The 19,953-nt window shown below is 46.2% G+C and carries 16 protein-coding genes, 14 tRNA genes and 4 rRNA genes; 4 read left to right on the forward strand and 30 right to left on the reverse strand.

From position 1 onward, the window contains the following. From MKZ16_RS29000 to MKZ16_RS29030, 7 genes are all read right to left on the reverse strand, one after another. The gene (locus MKZ16_RS29000) at positions 1–2,046 is read right to left on the reverse strand and encodes a hypothetical protein (RefSeq protein WP_038573435.1); all 2,046 of its coding nucleotides are present in this window, start codon (positions 2,044–2,046) and stop codon (positions 1–3) included. A gap of 194 nt (positions 2,047–2,240) precedes the next feature. Beyond that, positions 2,241–2,663, reverse strand: coding sequence for a phage portal protein (locus MKZ16_RS29005; protein ID WP_036681247.1), 423 nt, complete (start codon positions 2,661–2,663; stop codon positions 2,241–2,243). Between the two features lie 126 nt (positions 2,664–2,789). After that, positions 2,790–3,260 carry a phage tail tube protein gene (locus MKZ16_RS29010; protein ID WP_036681245.1) on the reverse strand — a complete coding sequence of 157 codons (471 nt, stop codon included), beginning with the start codon at positions 3,258–3,260 and terminating at the stop codon, positions 2,790–2,792. 1 nt (position 3,261) lies between these two features. Then, positions 3,262–4,584, reverse strand: a complete 1,323-nt coding sequence (locus tag MKZ16_RS29015; protein WP_038573439.1) for a phage tail sheath family protein — start codon at positions 4,582–4,584, stop codon at positions 3,262–3,264. Then, the gene (locus tag MKZ16_RS29020) at positions 4,584–4,763 is read right to left on the reverse strand and encodes a hypothetical protein (protein WP_036681241.1); all 180 of its coding nucleotides are present in this window, start codon (positions 4,761–4,763) and stop codon (positions 4,584–4,586) included. Before MKZ16_RS29020 ends, MKZ16_RS29015 begins: the two co-directional genes overlap by 1 nt. Next, positions 4,760–5,173, reverse strand: coding sequence for a DUF6838 family protein (locus MKZ16_RS29025; RefSeq protein ID WP_076105551.1), 414 nt, complete (start codon positions 5,171–5,173; stop codon positions 4,760–4,762). The genes MKZ16_RS29020 and MKZ16_RS29025 overlap by 4 nt, the downstream gene beginning before the upstream one ends. A 531-nt stretch (positions 5,174–5,704) precedes the next feature. Then, positions 5,705–6,205 carry an ArpU family phage packaging/lysis transcriptional regulator gene (locus tag MKZ16_RS29030; protein ID WP_094902361.1) on the reverse strand — a complete coding sequence of 167 codons (501 nt, stop codon included), beginning with the start codon at positions 6,203–6,205 and terminating at the stop codon, positions 5,705–5,707. Between the two features lie 286 nt (positions 6,206–6,491). On the opposite strand from MKZ16_RS29030, the gene MKZ16_RS29035 reads away from it, so the two are divergent. Both MKZ16_RS29035 and MKZ16_RS29040 read left to right on the forward strand, forming a co-directional pair. After that, the gene (locus MKZ16_RS29035) at positions 6,492–6,923 is read left to right on the forward strand and encodes a transcriptional regulator (protein ID WP_038573442.1); all 432 of its coding nucleotides are present in this window, start codon (positions 6,492–6,494) and stop codon (positions 6,921–6,923) included. A gap of 28 nt (positions 6,924–6,951) precedes the next feature. Next, a complete protein-coding gene (locus MKZ16_RS29040; RefSeq protein ID WP_036681396.1) occupies positions 6,952–7,365 on the forward strand; it encodes an ImmA/IrrE family metallo-endopeptidase in 414 nt (137 codons plus the stop codon). 100 nt (positions 7,366–7,465) lie between these two features. Here the strand turns inward: MKZ16_RS29040 and MKZ16_RS29045 are convergent. The 20 genes from MKZ16_RS29045 to MKZ16_RS29140 form a co-directional block, all read right to left on the reverse strand. Continuing rightward, positions 7,466–7,539, reverse strand: a tRNA-Pro gene (locus MKZ16_RS29045). Positions 7,540–7,553: 14 nt separating this feature from the next. Further along, positions 7,554–7,627: transfer RNA gene (locus MKZ16_RS29050), tRNA-Gly, on the reverse strand. Positions 7,628–7,638: 11 nt separating this feature from the next. Continuing rightward, a tRNA-Pro gene (locus MKZ16_RS29055) sits at positions 7,639–7,712 on the reverse strand. A 32-nt stretch (positions 7,713–7,744) separates the two neighbouring features. Continuing rightward, positions 7,745–7,821: transfer RNA gene (locus tag MKZ16_RS29060), tRNA-Arg, on the reverse strand. A gap of 7 nt (positions 7,822–7,828) precedes the next feature. Further along, positions 7,829–7,903 (reverse strand) — tRNA-Gly (locus tag MKZ16_RS29065). 6 nt (positions 7,904–7,909) lie between these two features. Beyond that, positions 7,910–7,993, reverse strand: a tRNA-Leu gene (locus MKZ16_RS29070). 16 nt (positions 7,994–8,009) lie between these two features. Beyond that, a tRNA-Lys gene (locus tag MKZ16_RS29075) sits at positions 8,010–8,082 on the reverse strand. Positions 8,083–8,087: 5 nt separating this feature from the next. Next, positions 8,088–8,162 (reverse strand) — tRNA-Gln (locus MKZ16_RS29080). A gap of 43 nt (positions 8,163–8,205) precedes the next feature. After that, positions 8,206–8,281 (reverse strand) — tRNA-Val (locus MKZ16_RS29085). A 40-nt stretch (positions 8,282–8,321) separates the two neighbouring features. Then, positions 8,322–8,396: transfer RNA gene (locus MKZ16_RS29090), tRNA-Glu, on the reverse strand. A gap of 11 nt (positions 8,397–8,407) precedes the next feature. Continuing rightward, positions 8,408–8,483, reverse strand: a tRNA-Thr gene (locus tag MKZ16_RS29095). A gap of 1 nt (position 8,484) precedes the next feature. Beyond that, a tRNA-Asn gene (locus tag MKZ16_RS29100) sits at positions 8,485–8,560 on the reverse strand. A gap of 6 nt (positions 8,561–8,566) precedes the next feature. Continuing rightward, positions 8,567–8,683: ribosomal RNA gene (gene rrf / locus MKZ16_RS29105) — 5S ribosomal RNA — on the reverse strand. A gap of 74 nt (positions 8,684–8,757) precedes the next feature. Continuing rightward, positions 8,758–11,683, reverse strand: a 23S ribosomal RNA gene (locus MKZ16_RS29110). 170 nt (positions 11,684–11,853) lie between these two features. Then, a tRNA-Ala gene (locus MKZ16_RS29115) sits at positions 11,854–11,929 on the reverse strand. Positions 11,930–11,953: 24 nt separating this feature from the next. Beyond that, positions 11,954–12,030 (reverse strand) — tRNA-Ile (locus tag MKZ16_RS29120). 46 nt (positions 12,031–12,076) lie between these two features. After that, positions 12,077–12,193, reverse strand: a 5S ribosomal RNA gene (gene rrf, locus MKZ16_RS29125). A gap of 124 nt (positions 12,194–12,317) precedes the next feature. After that, a 16S ribosomal RNA gene (locus tag MKZ16_RS29130) occupies positions 12,318–13,875 on the reverse strand. The 16S, 23S and 5S rRNA genes sit together here with 14 tRNA genes alongside, the layout of an rRNA operon. 358 nt (positions 13,876–14,233) lie before the next feature. Then, positions 14,234–14,464 carry a hypothetical protein gene (locus MKZ16_RS29135; RefSeq protein WP_036680631.1) on the reverse strand — a complete coding sequence of 77 codons (231 nt, stop codon included), beginning with the start codon at positions 14,462–14,464 and terminating at the stop codon, positions 14,234–14,236. Between the two features lie 251 nt (positions 14,465–14,715). Next, positions 14,716–15,327, reverse strand: a complete 612-nt coding sequence (locus tag MKZ16_RS29140; protein ID WP_036680630.1) for a stage II sporulation protein M — start codon at positions 15,325–15,327, stop codon at positions 14,716–14,718. A 108-nt stretch (positions 15,328–15,435) separates the two neighbouring features. Here MKZ16_RS29140 and pdaB point away from each other — a divergent pair, with 108 nt between their 5' ends. Further along, positions 15,436–16,239 (forward strand): polysaccharide deacetylase family sporulation protein PdaB, encoded by an 804-nt coding sequence (gene pdaB, locus MKZ16_RS29145; protein WP_036680629.1) that lies wholly within the window; start codon positions 15,436–15,438, stop codon positions 16,237–16,239. 50 nt (positions 16,240–16,289) lie between these two features. Here the strand turns inward: pdaB and MKZ16_RS29150 are convergent, their stop codons facing one another. Continuing rightward, positions 16,290–17,111: a PPK2 family polyphosphate kinase gene (locus MKZ16_RS29150; RefSeq protein WP_052097348.1), complete on the reverse strand. Its 822-nt coding sequence runs from the start codon at positions 17,109–17,111 to the stop codon at positions 16,290–16,292. A 241-nt stretch (positions 17,112–17,352) separates the two neighbouring features. Then, on the reverse strand, positions 17,353–17,943 hold the full coding sequence (locus MKZ16_RS29155; protein WP_038574906.1) for a KinB-signaling pathway activation protein: 591 nt from the start codon (positions 17,941–17,943) through the stop codon (positions 17,353–17,355). 131 nt (positions 17,944–18,074) lie between these two features. On the opposite strand from MKZ16_RS29155, the gene gerD reads away from it, so the two are divergent. Then, a complete protein-coding gene (gerD, locus tag MKZ16_RS29160; protein ID WP_036680627.1) occupies positions 18,075–18,761 on the forward strand; it encodes a spore germination lipoprotein GerD in 687 nt (228 codons plus the stop codon). Between the two features lie 59 nt (positions 18,762–18,820). Here gerD and MKZ16_RS29165 read toward each other — a convergent pair whose 3' ends face one another. Next, on the reverse strand, positions 18,821–19,930 hold the full coding sequence (locus MKZ16_RS29165; RefSeq protein WP_076106548.1) for an Mrp/NBP35 family ATP-binding protein: 1,110 nt from the start codon (positions 19,928–19,930) through the stop codon (positions 18,821–18,823). Positions 19,931–19,953 lie beyond the last annotated feature (23 nt).

Here is a 19,953-nt window from a genome sequence, read left to right on the forward strand (position 1 = left end):
TTACGTATACACCCCCTGCGCCGTAGAGACAAACTCCTCGTTCAGCTTTTGCCCGATCTTGTTGATAATCGTATCAATGTCTCCGGCATTGTTAATATTTCCGGTCGTCACCTGCACCGTCGGCGTAAGCTCCACAAAATTCTGGATCGCCTGAATCTCGGCCAGCTCGCGGAGCATTTTCAGATCATCACTGGAGATGTCTACGGTGTCGTTGATGGAGCCGAGCTCGTTCACACGGTTGACGGTGTTCAGATTACCAGGTACTCCTGCATTTTGAAAAGAACCTACAGCGGAAGGCGTATTTAACGCAGGAGTTTTCGTCACAGGAACTACTGGAACCTCAGGAATGGTAGGCGATTTCGGAGGTTTCGTTGAATCATCTTGATGAGTAGTATTCCATTGATTGATTGTAGTCTCGTTATTCGTATTCCCCCCTACGTTTAGGCTTTCTTTAAATTTGTTAACATCAAATTCTTGCGTATATTTCGCAGCCGTATCAAAAGTATTTTCAATGCTCATCTCCACGTTCTGTTTAAATTGACTGCTGTCAACCCGTTCAAGATGAAGATTAATCTCTGATTCTATACCTATAAATTTACCAACAGCCCCAATTACTTTATTAATACCACCTAATAAAAAATTGGCAGCATCAATGATACCATTAATAAATCCGGTCCATAGATCAATCACATAACCTACAAAATCTGCAACGATCTGTCCGAGAGCCCTGAACATATTGGCAAGAAAATCTCTTACTGGCTGAAGAGCTGCAACAATTCCTAAAAAAGCCACAATAAGTGCAATAACAAGTCCAATTACAAGCGCAATAGGATTGGCATTTAACACAGCGTTGTAAATCCCTTGCGCTGCGGTAGCGATCCCAGTCGCAATTGCTGACATATTTGTTGCGATTGCTGCTGCACCCATAGCAATTTTATAAGCAATAATCCCAGCAACAATTCCCAAAAGAATGGGTACTACATAAGGCAACGTGCTGCTAAGAACACTCCAAAGGAATAAGGCTCCCTGTACAACTTGTGAAAAACCTTGTGCTATAATAGCCAATCCAATGGCCATCCCATCGATAATAGGCTGAAAGGTTCCTTCTGAGAACGCATCGTTAAGAATGCTTAACAGCGGAGAAAATGCTGCAAGTGCCCCTTGTCCCATGCCAGCTAAGGAATTGTTATAGTTTCCAAGAAGTGTCTGCCACTGATTTACGGGTGAATCCATCATGGTTTGCAGCGAAGTACTCGTCATACCTGCCGTTGTCATGATATCTCCCAAAGTACTTAAAAAAGCGCCCATGTTCCCCGTACTGGCTACTAGGTCGAGTCCACCAAGCTCCTCTTCATCTACCTGAAGCATCGATGCTAAGTCACTAGAGTCTCCATCAAATGCAGAATTAATAGCTGATGAAGTATCGCCAATATCCTTACCTTCTGGAGACATCATACTAAGCCTTGTGGAATAATCCATTAGCTTATCTAGCTGGTCCGTATTTTGTGTTTTAGGATAAAACGACAAGACACTTTCCATAGACTTGCTGACGTCCTGTCCGGTTTCTAGCGCTCTCTTCTTGAATTTATCAAACATAGCTACACCAACATCAGCATTTCCGGTTTTTGCTTTGAAAAGATCTTCCCACTTTTGCTGCTCAGCAGCTGGCACAAGCACCTTCTCCATGACACCCTTAACTTTTTCCACCATACCCTTAGCCTTTTCAAAGGCCCCCGTAAGCTTTTCCCAGGTTCCTGCTTGCTTTTCAGCTCCTCCAGCCCCTCTATCAGCCGCATCATTCAGTCTCTCCTGAGCCTGAACCGCACCTCCAATAGAAGCTTGAATTCTGGTATAAGCTGCACTGTAATTATTAGTGATGTTGTACACGGGTTTATTGACTATTTTCATACTGATACGGTTTAAGGTTGCTGAAAAGGAATTTGAAATATTTGCCGAGACCTGTGTTGTAATCTGATTGGTTATATCATTGATCCATTGATTGGAAACTTGCTGTATTCCAGCTATATTATTTTGTACACCTGCCATTCTCTCACCCCCTAACTATCTCTTCCTCGCCTTACTCCGTGCCTGATCCCGCTTCTCCTTCTCCACACGAACAGCAATCATCGCATATATTGCGGCGCGTTCGCGGGAAGACAGCTTCATCAGCTCATGGGGTAAAATGTGCAGCTCATGGAGGGCGTAATAAGCAAAATTGGCTTCACTATCGCCCTCGTTGATTAGTTTTTTACTTCATCCACCAGCTCGTTCATGTCCGTGCCAAAACCATTTAAGGCCTGCACCCGCTCACCCAACGCCGCGAATTCACCCGGAAGCAGCATTTTACGCAGCAGTGTTTCAGCGCCAAGTACGCCATAAGAACGCTGCAATTCAGCATTTTTTAGATCCGGATGCATTACACTTGAGGTCATCAGCTTCGCCATATAATCGTTAGGCTCAATTTCAGAGGTATACACTCCGTTTTTCCCTTTGACTTTGCGGGTTGCGGCCTTGCGGCATTCCTGATTCTCATCCTCAGTCATACTGCGCAGCTTCCAGGCCACCGCATTTCCTTCCTTATCCTTAAAACGCTGGGATACCACAAACTCCTCGGTCGTGTCACATGCTACATTTTGGGCAAAAAACAAACTTAATTCGCTCATTGTCTTCCTCCTAGAATTATTTATTTAGATACTTCTCCTGCTACTAGCTGCCAATAGACAGAGAAGAGACCCGTCGCTCATTCTACGTTCGGGTCTTGCTTACTCCATTCTATCTAGTTGTCTTAATTAAAGCCCGGAACCTGCCGGAGCACCAAAAGCTTGCACAATCTGCACATCTTCAAAGGTAAAGCTAACTTCTTCTTCCAGAGCGTCTGACTCTGTATCGAGTGAGGCCATGATGACACTATCGAGGTTCACCCCTTTTAGAATAATCCGTTGTGCCCCCACGCTGGACGATGGATCCTCGTTCGTAACCTCAATATCGAAGTACTGATCAACACCCGTATTCATATAATCGAGCATCATCTGGCGGAAACGACTAGTCATATAAAAAATCGTCATCGAACCGCTGCCCGACCATCCAGTCGCTTTATGCTGAACACCCCGGCGGCCCAGTGTTTTCACTTCTGCTTTTGTTTTTTCTACTGTAGCTTCAAGAGTTTTCACATAGAACATCTCTTCAGTTTGCGTACCAATCACAGCATAAGCACGGCCCTCCTGGCCGGAAATCGTATCACTAGCTTTTAAAAATGCCATCTTAAACCACCTTCACTTTCATATATACTTTTTCTACGGAATCTACCGGTTTCACAGCCACATCCAGCACGATACTGTCACTATCTGCACCAGCCACAACTACAACATCTGTCTGCGCGTTAAAGCCCTCAATCGCACCCATATCCTGCAAATCATTCATATAAGTCGCACACTGTGACCAGAAAAGAGCACGGCCATCTTCATTATTCGCGACCTTACCGATATAGTAGTTCTCAAAAATACGCTTCATATCATTTGCAATTCCATCCAGCACGCGAAGTACACGATTTTTGGAGAATGCTTTGCCTTTGTCCGGTGAAAATGCGGTAAATGTATTAATATCCTGTTCCACCACAGCCCGTCCGCCACTGTAAGTAAAGATAAGCTCTCCTTTTAGCAACGCAGCTGTAGTCTCAGAATGGCTAAGTCTTACATCAGCATCCACCGAATCATCATAACCCTGATAAGTCAGCGATTCATTAACAGCTGCTGCTGCTGTAGCACCAGCTACCCAAGCAACGGCATTGACGTTATCAATCGTAGTTCCGTCGCTCAGTACTACCCCATTATTCACGCTAATCACACCTTCATGACCTGCAGCCGCATAATCGGATAGTACAGCCTGTACCTTTTTCCCTTCTGTATCCCGAAGCCGTCTCACAAAAGAACTGTAGAGTGCCTTGAGAGCACTATCCTGCGATACTAGACCCACGGTTTGGAATTCTTGCACCTCAAGAGCAGACAGGAAGTCACTATGTGCTCCATTCGTCACGGTTCCGTTAGCCCCCCCTGTAAGCGGCATGCCTGCAATTAGCTTCAAGCCTTCTGCACCATTTTTCTGGAATTGAACATAATCGTTCGCGACCAACTCCTCAGCCGTTCCAACCGTTTGCTTGTTCAGTTCTGTTCCATTAAGCAAAGTCTTTACATCAAAAAGAGCAACATTCTCTATATTTTTCTCAATCACAATCGAAAGATCATTTCCGCGTACACCGCCATATTTAGCTGTTACCTGAAGACCGTTATTTGTGACTGCCGCTTTAACGCCTTCATTCAATCGATAGAGCAGCAAGGTTCCCGCCCGTTTCAGCGCTTCACGCACTGGCAGTAGAGTTGGATGTTCCAAATCAACTCCTAGCAGCTTATTCACATCATCCTGCGGGGTAATCTTCATGATTACTCCCGGTTCTCCCCAAGATAGGGCAAGCGCCAATGCCGTAATCCCGCGTTCTCCCATTTTGCCGATGGCACCTTGATTTGATGCTACATTTACGTATACCCCAGGGCGCACCTTATTTTGCGTTGTCCATGTTCCGCCTGCCATTAGTTCATTACCTCCTTATTTTTGAACAATCCCATAGATTGCTTTGCTTCTTCGAGCGTATAGTTCTTGCCATCCTGCAAAATAACGTTCAATATATCCTTTTCCCTCGGCGTAAAAAGTGAGGAATTCACAATCTGTTCCTTACTGAACCCATTCCCGTTACTCCCTTTAGTACTCATTTCAATCGTTCTCCTCCAATCATTTGTCCCATCTTAATGCTGTCAGGCTTGTCGTTTTGCAAATACAACATATAGTCAACTGTAAACAGCGGCCCATGCCCCTCAGTTCCAGCTTCCCAAGCTTGCCTAACTACACGAAAAGCTCCACCATCCTGCTCCATCTCTGCCATCGCCTCACTTAGCTTATCTGCCATTCTTTCAGCTTCCAGCAAATTGCCTTGCTCATAACGGATGCCAAAACGGTAGACCGCTAAATACCTGCCCTCCCGCTGCCGATCCAGTGTTGCTGAGATCAGTCCGGGATGAAAATAGGCTGTTTGAGGTTTTTCTCCTTCTACATATACAGGCACATCAGGAAAATACCGTTCAAGTGTACTTGTAATGTGTTCTCGCAATTGTTGTACCGACATCACTCCATTCCTTTCTGATCTGCGATCGTTCGTCGATCTTTGATGGTGTTAACCTTCAACTGCATGAACATTAAGCAGACACCCCCTCAACTAGTTTAAGAAAAAAGGATACTATCCGAGGTTGGATAATATCCCTTCTTCATTAGGCAAATGCGAGAAGAATCTTTCACCGCTAGGTTTGTTCTCATCACCCTTAGGGCGGAACTATTAGCAGAGCATTCATGCTCTTGCGGTGTTCTTTTGCTTCATTTGCCATGTTATAATCATACCCCCATATTTTCCTTGCGGAGAGGGTAAACGGACGAGGTTTTGGCTAGCTTTTGGATGGTATAGAGCGGTTTTTCGGAGGAACATAATTGAAGACAAGCTTAAGAGCCTTCGTCCCTCCTTTTATGGACGGCAAGTTTTTGTGCGAGGATTATAAGGATAAAGTACATCCTGAAACTTATACTTTCTTATAATTCAAAAAAAGACCGCATCATCCACTCGGACGATACAGTCTTCTTTACTAATCACACTATTCTATTTCTATTAAGTAATACTCATTTTCTCTTTCTTTACCCTAGGCGCTGTTGTTACTAAAGTTTGCAGAGATAGTAAACCGAGATCCGTTAACGCTAATGCCATCTTGTAAAAAGCCTTCGAGCGTATCTTCACGTAAGTGTCCTTACTTACCGGTGGATCAAACACATGATTGTAAATCGTATAATCGTACATCTCGTCTCTTCTCATATACCTTTCCCGTACCAGCTGCTGTTCTCTCGTATCGAGTCTCTCTACCACAGAGTCTATTGCGGAACAATAAGCTCTCCTTGCGGCGGGGATGTCCACATTATAAGAAGCTATCGCAGCAGTCTGATCAGTTACAGTGTTAGTAGGACCATGGAATCTTTCTGTGTATGAATAGGTTGTGCTTGCTTCCTTAGCTTCAAATGTAACGGTCTTAAAAATACGGTATTTCTCCAACATGCTCTCTATAGCGACCTGGGTTCGGCGACGGTCCAACTCTGGTAAAGTTGATATGTTCATCATTTATGCACTCCTTTTGGGTTTAACTGAATGAGATTTAATTTGCGGAATTTTCCAGCCCAATGTGATAAAATAAATCTTGTTCGTATTCTGTTCGTATTTTTTCTATAATATACCACTTCTTTACCAATCTCGTAAAACCCCGTTTTAGGCTGTTTTTATCGAAAAAGAGCGTATATCCCTCCATTATCTTGCCTTTTGGCAATAATATACGCTTTGTTGTTTACCTATTGGCAAAAATGGCTTATATTATTATCATAAGGTTACAGCCAATAAGGAGTGAGTTGAGATGAAACAGGAATTCGGGGATTATATGAAGCATCTTCGGGAAACAAAGGGACTCACCATTAATCAATTAGCAGCAGCAGCCGGAATTAGCGGTTCGCAAATTTCCCGGATTGAGAATGGATTAAGAGGGGTTCCTAAACCAACCACGTTACGCAAAATTGCCGAGGCTACTGGTGTCCCCTACGAGGAGCTAATGGATCAGGCAGGGTATTTGCAGGACCAGACTCTTTCAAGCGATGAGGCTGTCCCAGATTGGGCTACAAGCAAAGATAAACGAGACTTTCGAAAAATGCTAGAGGATGATGGAGAGCTGATGTTTGATGGGATTCCATTAGACAAAGAAGATAAACAGAGGATAAAAGATGTACTAACCGGATTGTTCTGGGAAGCCAAACAGATGAATAAGAGAAAAAAATCCAAAGACACTAAATAACTATACTAACATGCTGCAGGTGAAGAACATGGATGAACTGATCAATAGTCTGATTAAAAAATATAAAACCAACTGCCCGTTCGAGCTTGCCGCAGCACTAGGCATTCAAATTCGCTTCATGAACCTGGGGACTGGCACAAAGGGATTATATTATCGAAAACTAAGAAGAAGGTTTATCGTCATTCATAATGAGTTGCCTGTAGAATGGCAGCGCTTCGTTTGTGCGCATGAATTAGGGCATGATCGGCTTCACAAGGGGATCAATCGCTTTTTTCTGGAGGAAAGCTCCTATTTCTCTCCTGGGAAGCTTGAACGTCAAGCTAATGTCTTTGCTGTAAAATTACTTTCTTCGGGCAGAAGCCCCGAACAAGAGGAATCATGGAGAAACTATTATCTACGGATTGGAATTCCACCGGAAGTCCGATTTTTTTTGGAGGAATAATAGAACATACGTTCTTAGTCTGTATTTATATGTTTATTCAATACATAACAAAAAAGCCCTTACCGAAGTAAGAGCTTTTGAGCAGCGATTAAGCTGAGTATCGGGATGACACGATTTGAACATGCGACCCCCTGGTCCCAAACCAGGTGCTCTACCAAGCTGAGCTACATCCCGTTACTATAAAATTATGGAGCGGGTGATGGGAATCGAACCCACGCTATCAGCTTGGAAGGCTGAAGTTCTACCATTGAACTACACCCGCAAAGGTGAAAATCGGGATGACACGATTTGAACATGCGACCCCCTGGTCCCAAACCAGGTGCTCTACCAAGCTGAGCTACATCCCGTTATAAATACTATAATTGCTTAATAATAAAAATGGCGCGCCCTGAGAGATTCGAACTCCCGGCCTTTTGATTCGTAGTCAAACGCTCTATCCAGCTGAGCTAAGGGCGCAAAATTATGGAGCGGACGACGGGAATCGAACCCGCGACCCTCGCCTTGGCAAGGCGATGCTCTACCGCTGAGCCACGTCCGCAATAAGTGGTGCGCGTGAAGGGACTTGAACCCCCACGTCGTGAAACGCCAGATCCTAAGTCTGGTGCGTCTGCCATTCCGCCACACGCGCATGATAATAATAAAAGTGAGCCATGAAGGACTCGAACCTTCGACACCCTGATTAAAAGTCAGGTGCTCTACCAACTGAGCTAATGGCTCGCACTTGGCTGGGGATATAGGATTCGAACCTATGAGTGACGGAGTCAAAGTCCGTTGCCTTACCGCTTGGCTAATCCCCATTGATGGTACCTCTATGTTGCCCACAATCTCTTAGGAAGATTATGGTGGAGGCTGAGGGGATCGAACCCCCGACCCTCTGCTTGTAAGGCAGATGCTCTCCCAGCTGAGCTAAGCCTCCATATCTATGGGACCCTCTAAGGGTAAGTACAAGTAAAAGTTGGTGACCCGTATGGGATTCGAACCCATGTTACCTCCGTGAAAGGGAGGTGTCTTAACCCCTTGACCAACGGGCCTTGCAAATCTGTGGAGCTCTCAACCGGATTCGAACCGGTGACCTCTTCCTTACCATGGAAGCACTCTACCTGCTGAGCTATGAGAGCATGGCTCCCCGAACAGGACTCGAACCTGTGACAACTCGATTAACAGTCGAGTGCTCTACCAACTGAGCTATCAGGGAATATCCGCTTGGCAACGTCCTACTCTCCCAGGACCCTTCGGTCCAAGTACCATCGGCGCTGGAGGGCTTAACGGTCGTGTTCGGGATGGGTACGTGTGGAACCCCTCCGCTATCGCCACCAAACGGGCATTTACAGCGTAAATGCTCAGGCTTAATCGCCTGAAAACTGAATCCGAAACGAATCTGCATTCTAAGTATAGGATAAGCCCTCGACCGATTAGTATTGGTCAGCTCCATGCATTGCTGCACTTCCACCTCCAACCTATCTACCTCGTCGTCTTCAAGGGGTCTTACTAATTGGGAAATCTCATCTTGAGGGGGGCTTCACGCTTAGATGCTTTCAGCGCTTATCCCGTCCGTACGTAGCTACCCAGCCATGCTCCTGGCGGAACAACTGGTGCACCAGCGGTACGTCCATCCCGGTCCTCTCGTACTAAGGACAGCTCCTCTCAAATTTCCTGCGCCCACGACAGATAGGGACCGAACTGTCTCACGACGTTCTGAACCCAGCTCGCGTACCGCTTTAATGGGCGAACAGCCCAACCCTTGGGACCTACTTCAGCCCCAGGATGCGATGAGCCGACATCGAGGTGCCAAACCTCCCCGTCGATGTGGACTCTTGGGGGAGATAAGCCTGTTATCCCCAGGGTAGCTTTTATCCGTTGAGCGATGGCCCTTCCATGCGGTACCACCGGATCACTAAGTCCGACTTTCGTCCCTGCTCGACTTGTAGGTCTCGCAGTCAAGCTCCCTTATGCCTTTGCACTCTGCGAATGATTTCCAACCATTCTGAGGGAACCTTGGAACGCCTCCGTTACTCTTTAGGAGGCGACCGCCCCAGTCAAACTGCCCGCCTGACACGGTCCCCGTACCCGATAAGGGTACTAGGTTAGAACCTAGATACGATCAGGGTGGTATCCCAACGGCGCCTCCACCGAAGCTTGCGCTCCGATTTCTACGGCTCCCACCTATCCTGTACAGATCGTACCCAAATTCAATATCAAGCTGCAGTAAAGCTCCATGGGGTCTTTCCGTCTTGTCGCGGGTAACCTGCATCTTCACAGGTATTAAAATTTCACCGGATCTCTCGTTGAGACAGCGCCCAAGTCGTTACGCCATTCGTGCGGGTCAGAATTTACCTGACAAGGAATTTCGCTACCTTAGGACCGTTATAGTTACGGCCGCCGTTTACTGGGGCTTCGGTTCATAGCTTCGGGTTACCCCTAACCACTCCCCTTAACCTTCCAGCACCGGGCAGGCGTCAGCCCGTATACTTCGCCTTGCGGCTTCGCACAGACCTGTGTTTTTGCTAAACAGTCGCTTGGGCCTTTTCACTGCGGCCCCCTCGTGCTATTCACACTACCGGGGCACCCCTTCTCCCGAAGTTACGGGGTCATTTTGCCGAGTTCCTTAACGAGAGTTCTTCCGCGCGCCTTAGAATTCTCTTCTCGCCTACCTGTGTCGGTTTGCGGTACGGGCACCTTCTCCTGGCTAGAGGCTTTTCTTGGCAGTGTGAGATCATGACCTTCGCTACTATAATTTTCGCTCCCCATCACAGCCCAGCCTTATCGATGTGCGGATTTGCCTACACATCAGCCTCACTGCTTAGACGGACATCCATCAGTCCGCGTCACTACCCTCCTGCGTCACCCCATCGCTCATAGCGGATTACGGTGGTACAGTAATTTCAAACTGTTGTCCTTCGACTACGCCTTTCGGCCTCGCCTTAGGTCCCGACTTACCCTGAGCGGACGAGCCTTCCTCAGGAAACCTTGGGCTTTCGGCGGATCAGATTCTCACTGATCTTTTCGTTACTCATACCGGCATTCTCACTTGTGTAGTGTCCAGCGCTCTTTTCAGTACACCTTCAACCCCTACACAACGCTCCCCTACCCCAGATACATAGTATCTAGCCATAGCTTCGGTGGTGTGTTTAGCCCCGTTACATTTTCGGCGCAGAGTCACTCGACCAGTGAGCTATTACGCACTCTTTCAATGGTGGCTGCTTCTAAGCCAACATCCTGGTTGTCTGTGCAACTCCACATCCTTTCCCACTTAACACACACTTGGGGACCTTAGCTGATGGTCTGGGCTGTTTCCCTTTTGACAATGGATCTTAGCACTCACTGTCTGACTCCCGGCAATAAGTATATGGCATTCGGAGTTTGACTGAGCTTGGTAATCCTTGCGGACCCCGCACCCAATCAGTGCTCTACCTCCACTACTCTTATACCGAGGCTAGCCCTAAAGCTATTTCGGGGAGAACCAGCTATCTCCGAGTTCGATTGGAATTTCTCCGCTACCCCCACCTCATCCCCGCACTTTTCAACGTACGTGGGTTCGGGCCTCCAGTGCGTGTTACCGCACCTTCACCCTGGACAGGGGTAGATCACACGGTTTCGGGTCTACGTCCACATACTAAATCGCCCTATTCAGACTCGCTTTCGCTGCGGCTCCACCTTCTCGGCTTAACCTTGCATGTTAAACGTAACTCGCCGGTTCATTCTACAAAAGGCACGCCATCACCCATAGATCGGGCTCTGACTTTTTGTAAGCACACGGTTTCAGGTTCTATTTCACTCCCCTTCCGGGGTGCTTTTCACCTTTCCCTCACGGTACTGTTTCACTATCGGTCGCCAGGTAGTATTTAGCCTTAGCAGATGGTCCTGCTGGATTCATACGGGGTTTCACGTGCCCCGCACTACTCGGGATCCGTCTCGGAGAGAATACAGTTTAGGTTACAGGGCTTTTACCTCTATCGCGGGCCTTTCCAGACCTCTTCACCTACCATATTCCTTTGTAACTCCATGTGAGACGTCCCACAACCCCAAGAGGCAAGCCCCTTGGTTTAGGCTGTTCCGCGTTCGCTCGCCGCTACTGACGGAATCACTATTGTTTTCTCTTCCTCAGGGTACTTAGATGTTTCAGTTCCCCTGGTCTGCCTCTACACACCCTATGTATTCAGGTATGAGTAACTGCGAATTACCACAGCTGGGTTTCCCCATTCGGACACCCCCGGATCAAAGCTTGCTTACAGCTCCCCGAGGCAGTTTCGTTGTTCGCCACGTCCTTCGTCGGCTCCTGGCGCCTAGGCATCCTCCGTGTGCTCTTATTAGCTTAACCTTGATTTTTCCGCAGGAAAATATCATACGATGACATTTTCTTTTGGAATCATCTCACTAATAACATTTACTTGTTTACACAAGTTGCTAAAAGATGTTCTAAAACGCAAATTCGTTTCGGTATCCAGTTTTCAAGGATCAAGTTAAAAAAATTATTCATTTAAAAATTTATGGTGGAGCCAAGCGGGATCGAACCGCTGACCTCCTGCTTGCAAGGCAGGCGCTCTCCCAGCTGAGCTATGGCCCCATAAAATTACTCTATAATGTTATATGGTGGGCCTTGGTGGACTCGAACCACCGACCTCACCCTTATCAGAGGTGCGCTCTAACCAACTGAGCTAAAAGCCCATATAACATATATAACATTGTGAATCAACCAATGAATTGGTTGTCCGCTTGGCAACGTCCTACTCTCCCAGGACCCTTCGGTCCAAGTACCATCGGCGCTGGAGGGCTTAACGGTCGTGTTCGGGATGGGTACGTGTGGAACCCCTCCGCTATCGCCACCAAACGCATGCGAAAGAGACTTGCTCTTTCAAAACTGAACACGAGTGAGTGTTCGAACCCGAAGGTCCTATTGTGGAAGCTTAGCTTCCGATTTGAATGTCCTCATTGCAGAGAACGATTCTCCATAGAAAGGAGGTGATCCAGCCGCACCTTCCGATACGGCTACCTTGTTACGACTTCACCCCAATCATCTACCCCACCTTCGGCGGCTGGCTCCCTTGCGGGTTACCCCACCGACTTCGGGTGTTGTAAACTCTCGTGGTGTGACGGGCGGTGTGTACAAGACCCGGGAACGTATTCACCGCGGCATGCTGATCCGCGATTACTAGCAATTCCGACTTCATGCAGGCGAGTTGCAGCCTGCAATCCGAACTGAGACCGGCTTTGATGGGATTGGCTCCACCTCGCGGCTTCGCTTCCCGTTGTACCGGCCATTGTAGTACGTGTGTAGCCCAGGTCATAAGGGGCATGATGATTTGACGTCATCCCCACCTTCCTCCGGTTTGTCACCGGCAGTCACTCTAGAGTGCCCAGCATTACCTGCTGGCAACTAAAGTTAAGGGTTGCGCTCGTTGCGGGACTTAACCCAACATCTCACGACACGAGCTGACGACAACCATGCACCACCTGTCTCCTCTGTCCCGAAGGCCGCTGCTATCTCTAGCAGATTCAGAGGGATGTCAAGACCTGGTAAGGTTCTTCGCGTTGCTTCGAATTAAACCACATACTCCACTGCTTGTGCGGGTCCCCGTCAATTCCTTTGAGTTTCAGTCTTGCGACCGTACTCCCCAGGCGGAGTGCTTACTGTGTTAACTTCGGCACCAAGGGTATCGAAACCCCTAACACCTAGCACTCATCGTTTACGGCGTGGACTACCAGGGTATCTAATCCTGTTTGCTCCCCACGCTTTCGCGCCTCAGCGTCAGTTACAGCCCAGAAAGTCGCCTTCGCCACTGGTGTTCCTCCACATATCTACGCATTTCACCGCTACACGTGGAATTCCACTTTCCTCTTCTGTACTCAAGCCACCCAGTTTCCAGTGCGACCTCAGGTTGAGCCCAAGGTTTAAACACCAGACTTAAATAGCCGCCTGCGCGCGCTTTACGCCCAATAATTCCGGACAACGCTTGCCCCCTACGTATTACCGCGGCTGCTGGCACGTAGTTAGCCGGGGCTTTCTTCTCAGGTACCGTCACTCCGGTAGCAGTTACTCTACCGGACGTTCTTCCCTGGCAACAGAGCTTTACGATCCGAAAACCTTCATCACTCACGCGGCGTTGCTCCGTCAGGCTTTCGCCCATTGCGGAAGATTCCCTACTGCTGCCTCCCGTAGGAGTCTGGGCCGTGTCTCAGTCCCAGTGTGGCCGTTCACCCTCTCAGGTCGGCTACGCATCGTCGCCTTGGTGGGCCGTTACCCCACCAACTAGCTAATGCGCCGCAGGCCCATCCCTCAGTGACAGATTGCTCCGTCTTTCATTCTTCTCTCAGGAGAAAAAAGAAATTATCCGGTATTAGCTACCGTTTCCGGTAGTTATCCCAGTCTGAAGGGCAGGTTGCCTACGTGTTACTCACCCGTCCGCCGCTAAGTTACTTTGAAAGCAAGCTTTCAAAGTAACTCCGCTCGACTTGCATGTATTAGGCACGCCGCCAGCGTTCGTCCTGAGCCAGGATCAAACTCTCCAATTAGTATTGAAAAGAGCGATATGCTCATTTTGAAACATCTGACGAGAAAATTAATTCTCTAATTTGGATTTCACTTACGTGATTTCCCACTCACTCGTTGTTCAGTTTTCAAAGATCAATGTCTCTCATTTCGTCGTCGTTGTTTATCAGCGGCGACCTTTATAATATATCACAGTGTTAAGCTGTTTGGCAAGTCTTTTTTTTGAAAAATCTTTTTTTCAATTTTTCTTGCCTTCCGCTTCCCTTTTACACAAGCAAAAGGAGCGCGAGATATAATTTATCATGAGCACTCCTTTTTAGTCAAGCTATTTTATTAAATAATCTGAAAACTTTATAAAACTGTAGCAATTCTCGTATATCTTCAGTGTTTATACTGAGAAGAACGCCCACCCCATGCATACTTGGAAAGCTCTTTCTGAGGAGCGAAGCGAGCATACATCCGGAATACAGTCTTATATCTATTAGCGATGGCGTGCCTGATATTTTGGTCCAAGCGCTGATCACTCAAATCTAACAGCATCTCATCTAGTTCTTTTCTCAAAACATAATCCAGTTCCTTGCATTCCTTTTCGTTAAACAACATTCCCAACATATGCTTGGCCTCCTTCATGAAGTTGCAATTAACACCTTCTCTAAACCCCCAAAACCTTTTTGCATAATCAGTAAGTACATCTCATGGAGAAAGCTGCCTTAAGATCCTCTTACACTAGATTAACCGGAGTCCTCTTTTTATAACCATAATTATTAAAATTCCCTTTATGGTTTCGTCTCGATTATATACTCCTTACCTTTAGGCAATCCTTGGATGAACGCCCTTAATGTTATGCTCTATTCCCGGAAGTTTTATGATAAAAGTGAAAAAGTAATTGTACTTTCAATAATGGCTGCAACAAATAACAGGATTACAGTCCATATAGAAGCCGTAAGTGTTTGACGCATGAATGCAGACCAGTCTGCGCTTCTTTCCTCTTTTCTATCTGTAGATCGAAATAAACTTGAAATCACTTTCCCGCCAAAATGCAGTCCAAAGGCACAAGCGATAATGATTGCCGGAATCTCTATAATCCCGTGTGGCAGCAATCCTTTTACGATTAAATCGAACAAATCCTGCCCTTGCAGTGCGGATAAATGTATCAAGTAGCCAATTACCGCTCCGTTTATAAATAAGAATATAGCTGGCAATATGCCGAACAACGCTCCCAGGAAAATAATAACCACTCCCTTGATGGCGTTATTCAGAAATATAAATACAAAGAAGTTCCATTGCGGATTAGAGGTATCTCTTAAGTTCCCACTGATCTCACTTAGCCCTTCCAATTGCTGAACCAATAGTTTTTCCAGACTACTTGTCGCTACCCAGCCAACAACCGCTCCTATTACGAAGAGCAGACAGGACAGCAGCAAAGCCTTGCGGATCGATTTAATATCTTTAACAAACGTGAAGAACGACAACATAAATACCTCCTGAAATTGTGATCTCTGTTTCTTAGGTCATAACCGTGCGGTACGAGCATACATTTAGAACAAACAAGCATTTCGCATGGGAGAGGAGCGCTGTCATTAATGAATTCTTTTTATGTATTCAGCGGCAAAAAGATCAAAAGGTTCATCTATATCTTCGCCGCTGTGCTTCTTGCTGCTGGAGTTGTCTATGTCGAGAGGGGTAATATCACCGTTTTTTCTGAAGCTGGACCTTCTGCCATTTACAGTGTGCCAACAGAGAAGAAGCTGATTGCCCTAACCTTCGATATTAGCTGGGGGGAAAAGAGACCCGAACCAATTTTGAAGGTACTTGAAGACAAGAAAGTGGACAAAGCCACCTTCTTCCTATCGTCACCATGGAGTAAGACTCACCCGGATATTGTAACAAGCATTAAAAACGCAGGATTCGAAATTGGCAGCCATGGCCATAAACACGTCAATTACAGCACTCTAAGTAACGAAGAGATTCGCACTCAGATCACAACGGCTCACACTGTGCTTACAGAATTAACCGGTAAAGAACCCAATCTAATTCGTATGCCTAATGGTGATTTTGACAAAAGAGTTCTGCAAGTGGCCAATGATCTTGGTTACAAAGTCATCCAGTGGGACACAGACTCTCTAGACTGGAAGAACATAGGTGTAGACAATATCGTGAAGCGTGTAACGACTAAAGCACATCCTGGTGATATCGTTCTACTGCATGCCAGTGATTCCTGCAAACAAACTCACGAAGCTCTTCCGCAAATTATCGATGAGCTCCGCAGACAAGGTTATGAATTCGTTACCGTCTCTGAGCTGATCAGCCAAAGCAACGCAGAGGGTAAAGAGGTTCGTGACTCAGCCTCACTAAATAGTGCCTTAGAGGATGCTGCCGGGCTGTAACGCTCCTCCCAATCTTAGGTACCGCAATAGATGTTGGTCTTATCCAAATATTAATGACGCGGGGAAATGAGCTCCGATATGTCGGGTGTGGGGGTATTCAGCTTCGGATAGCTCAGATCCAGACTCTCCAGTGTCTTTACAACGATGGATAAGGCCAAATAGTTGCGGTACCATTGATGATTGGCTGGTATCCAGTACCAGGGTGCTTTATCAATACTAGACTCCTTAAAAACATCTACATATGCCTCTTGGTAATCATCCCAAAACTCCCGCTCCTGTAGATCACTTGCGTCGAATTTCCAGTGTTTTTTGGGATCTTCAAGCCGTTCTTTGATTTTCTTAAGCTGCTTCTCTTTTGAAATATGCAGAAAAAGCTTGATAATTGTCGTTCCCTCTTCCACCAGCATCTCCTCAAACTGCCGTATGTAACGAAAGCGGCGCTTCAAATCATCCTTTTTCAATCCCCCATGTACCCGCGGTACCAATACATCTTCATAGTGTGAGCGGTTAAATGCAGAGATGTAGCCTTTAGGGGGTGTCTTTTGATGCACTCTCCATAAGAAATCGTGAGCTTCTTCCTCCAGAGAAGGTTTCTTGAAGCTGGTCACTATAAAGCCTTGTGGATTAATCCCTGAAAAAATATGTTTAACCGTTCCATCCTTACCGCTGGAATCCATCCCTTGCAGAATTACGAGCAGTGAATGCTTTTTCTGTGCAAAAAGAATATCTTGAAGCTCTGCCAACCGTTCCTTTAACTGCTCTGTTTTGGCTTCTGCTTCTTTTTTTGATTTAAAATTACCTGTATCGTCCGGGTCCAGCTTGTTAAGCTGGATTTCATTTGTGTCTTTTATCATATAGCGCTTGATGTCCATATATTCCCCTCCTGAAAGTTTTGTGAGCGATGCTACGCTTTGTATTACTACGTACAAAACTCGCTTCGGAAGCATCTACTTAGTTTTGTGAGCGTTGCTACACACAAAGAATCCGCTCTATTGTTCTTTAAGATTAACCTCCTCCAGCGGATTTTAATCGTTAGAATACATTAGAGCAAAAAACCCCGTCTTCTGAAGGCCAGAGCACGGGGTTCATGATTTGCTGAATTCGCCCCAGCCTTTATCCGGCTGCCGGCTTGAGAATACGGTGAAGCATCAAAATTTGGAATGCATTACAGGCGATGAGCGGAACAACAATAAACACTGTCGCACTATCAACACCTATACGGAGCACGCCGATAATTTCCACAATTGAAATAGCTGTCATAAAAAAGAGGGTTGGAATCCAAGCTGAGATGTTTGTACTTTTCACTTTGAAATAAGACACAATAATGGCAGCTAACAAAATAAAGATTCCTAGTATTAGATCAGACAAGACACTTCTTTCCCCGCCAACGACGGTACGCAAAAAAATCAGTTCAAGCAATGCAAGCACAGAAAGCACCAGTTGTATGTATTTCCAAATTTTTGGTGGGAAAACACCATTGCCCATGTAATTCAAAATTAGATAAGCAAAAAAACCAAGTTGCGCATAAACACTGACAAGCATACCGTAGCCGAATAGTATCAGCGGGTATAAAAAGAAATCAGCGACACTTTTGAAATCAATTCGACCGTTCACGAATTGCAGTGCCAGACCTGCGATTACTGCTCCGCCCGCTCCTATTAGAAGGGTTGTCCAAAATAAATAAAACCATTTTTTTATACTCAGCCACTTCACCTCCCCTATGTCAGATTTATTTTACCAAGGATACCGACAAAACACCATTACATCAGCAACATAAATGTGTGTTAATGCGGCATAATACAACTGGAGAATCCTAATAAAGGAGGGCAGCGCCAATGAAATGGAGATTTATCGGATCTGTGGGTTTGGCTTTAAGCTTTGTTATGGCCTTAACGGCTTGCGGAAGTGAGCAGAGCAGTTCTTCTTCTGGTCAGGGCAGTTATAAAGAAATGAAGACCATGGTTATTGATATATTAAAAAGTGAAGATGGGAAAAAAGCGGTTGAGGAATCATTATCAAATTCCAGTTCTGGAGGCACCAGCGGAATGAGTATGAAAATGATGCCACTTCAAACAACAGAGGATATAAAAACCGCTGTTAAAGATACCCTCACTGCACCGGAATATCAAAAGGAAATCGAGAAAATTATGACTGATCCCAAGTTCGCAGGCGATTTTGCTAAAGCCATTCAATCACAAAGCAAAGAATTGCACCTGCAACTAATTAAAGATCCCACATATCAAAAATCCGTCGAAGAAATCATGAAGTCTCCAGAAATGATGACCATGTTTCTTAATCTCACCAAAACACCTGACTACCGAAAGCAATCCATGAAGACCATCCAGGAATCTATGCAGACTCCATTATTCCGGATGGAGGTATTGAATTTACTTAAAAAGGTCGTTCAGGACGAGCTCGAGCCGAAGGAACAGAAAAAGGGCGGCGAAAGCGGCGATAAACAGGAAGGCAGCGGCAGCGGTGGTGAAAGTGGCAGCGGTAGCGGCGATGATTCAAGCACATAACAAAAAAGAGGCCTTATCCCACCTAACAACGTGGGACGGCCTCTTTTTATGCACAATAATTAGTGCTCATATTTCGCAATCAGCTTATCGGCGATATCAGCAAACAACAACGCAGTTGCTGTGTCTTCCTTGTATACAGAAGGTGAGAAATCCGGTTCAGAAATATGGTTGTCCGGTGCGCCCAATGGAACTTGTGCAAGCAGCTCCGTATGGAGTGTCTCCGCAAGCCGAGCGCCTCCGCCTCTGCCAAAAATATAATCTTTTTTACCGCAGTCTTTACACTCATAATAAGCCATGTTCTCAATGACCCCAATAATCTCATGTTCTGTCTGCAGAGCCATAGAGCCCGCTCTAGCCGCCACAAACGCTGCGGTAGCATGAGGGGTAGTAACAATAATCTCTTTGCTGTGAGGGAGCATCTGATGTACGTCAAGCGCCACATCACCTGTACCTGGAGGAAGATCAAGCAGCATATAATCAAGTTCTCCCCAGCCCACATCACCAAAGAATTGGCGCAGCATTTTGCCAAGCATAGGTCCCCGCCAAATTACCGGACTATTCTCACGGATAAAGAAGCCCATAGACATGACCTTCACTCCGAAACGTTCCACAGGAATAATGATTCCCTCTTCTACAACGGGGCCCTCTTCGATTCCCATCATATCAGGGATGCTAAACCCATAAATGTCCGCATCAATCAATCCAACCTTTTTACCTTTTCTAGCCAGAGCTACTGCCAAATTCACAGTAACCGTAGACTTTCCAACCCCGCCTTTACCACTGGCAATGGCGATAAAGTTAACACCAGAGTTCTCATTGATTAATTCATGATCGTCAAGGCCTGCTGCATGTCCCTTAAGTTTCCCCGGTTCATCAGCCAATGGCTCTTCCCCAGCACTCTCTCCGCGAAGCAGAGCACGTTCATAATCGGTTGCATCACGCAGCCGGATATGTACATTATTGACTCCACCCGCTTCAAGCAACTCACGAACCTGTTGTTCTAGGTCCATGCGACTTTGCTCTTCAGGATCAAGACATACGATTGACAAAGAAATACGATCTTCTTTAATCATAATGTCACGGATCAGCTGTAGTTCCACAAGGCTTTTTCCGGTTTCCGGGTCTGTTAATGACTGCAGTATTTCCTGGATATGTTCCCTAGTCAGCATGGAAAGCACCTCTGTTTCCTTTC

The organism is Paenibacillus sp. FSL R5-0928, from assembly GCF_037970385.1.
GTDB lineage: Bacteria > Bacillota > Bacilli > Paenibacillales > Paenibacillaceae > Paenibacillus_AQ > Paenibacillus_AQ odorifer.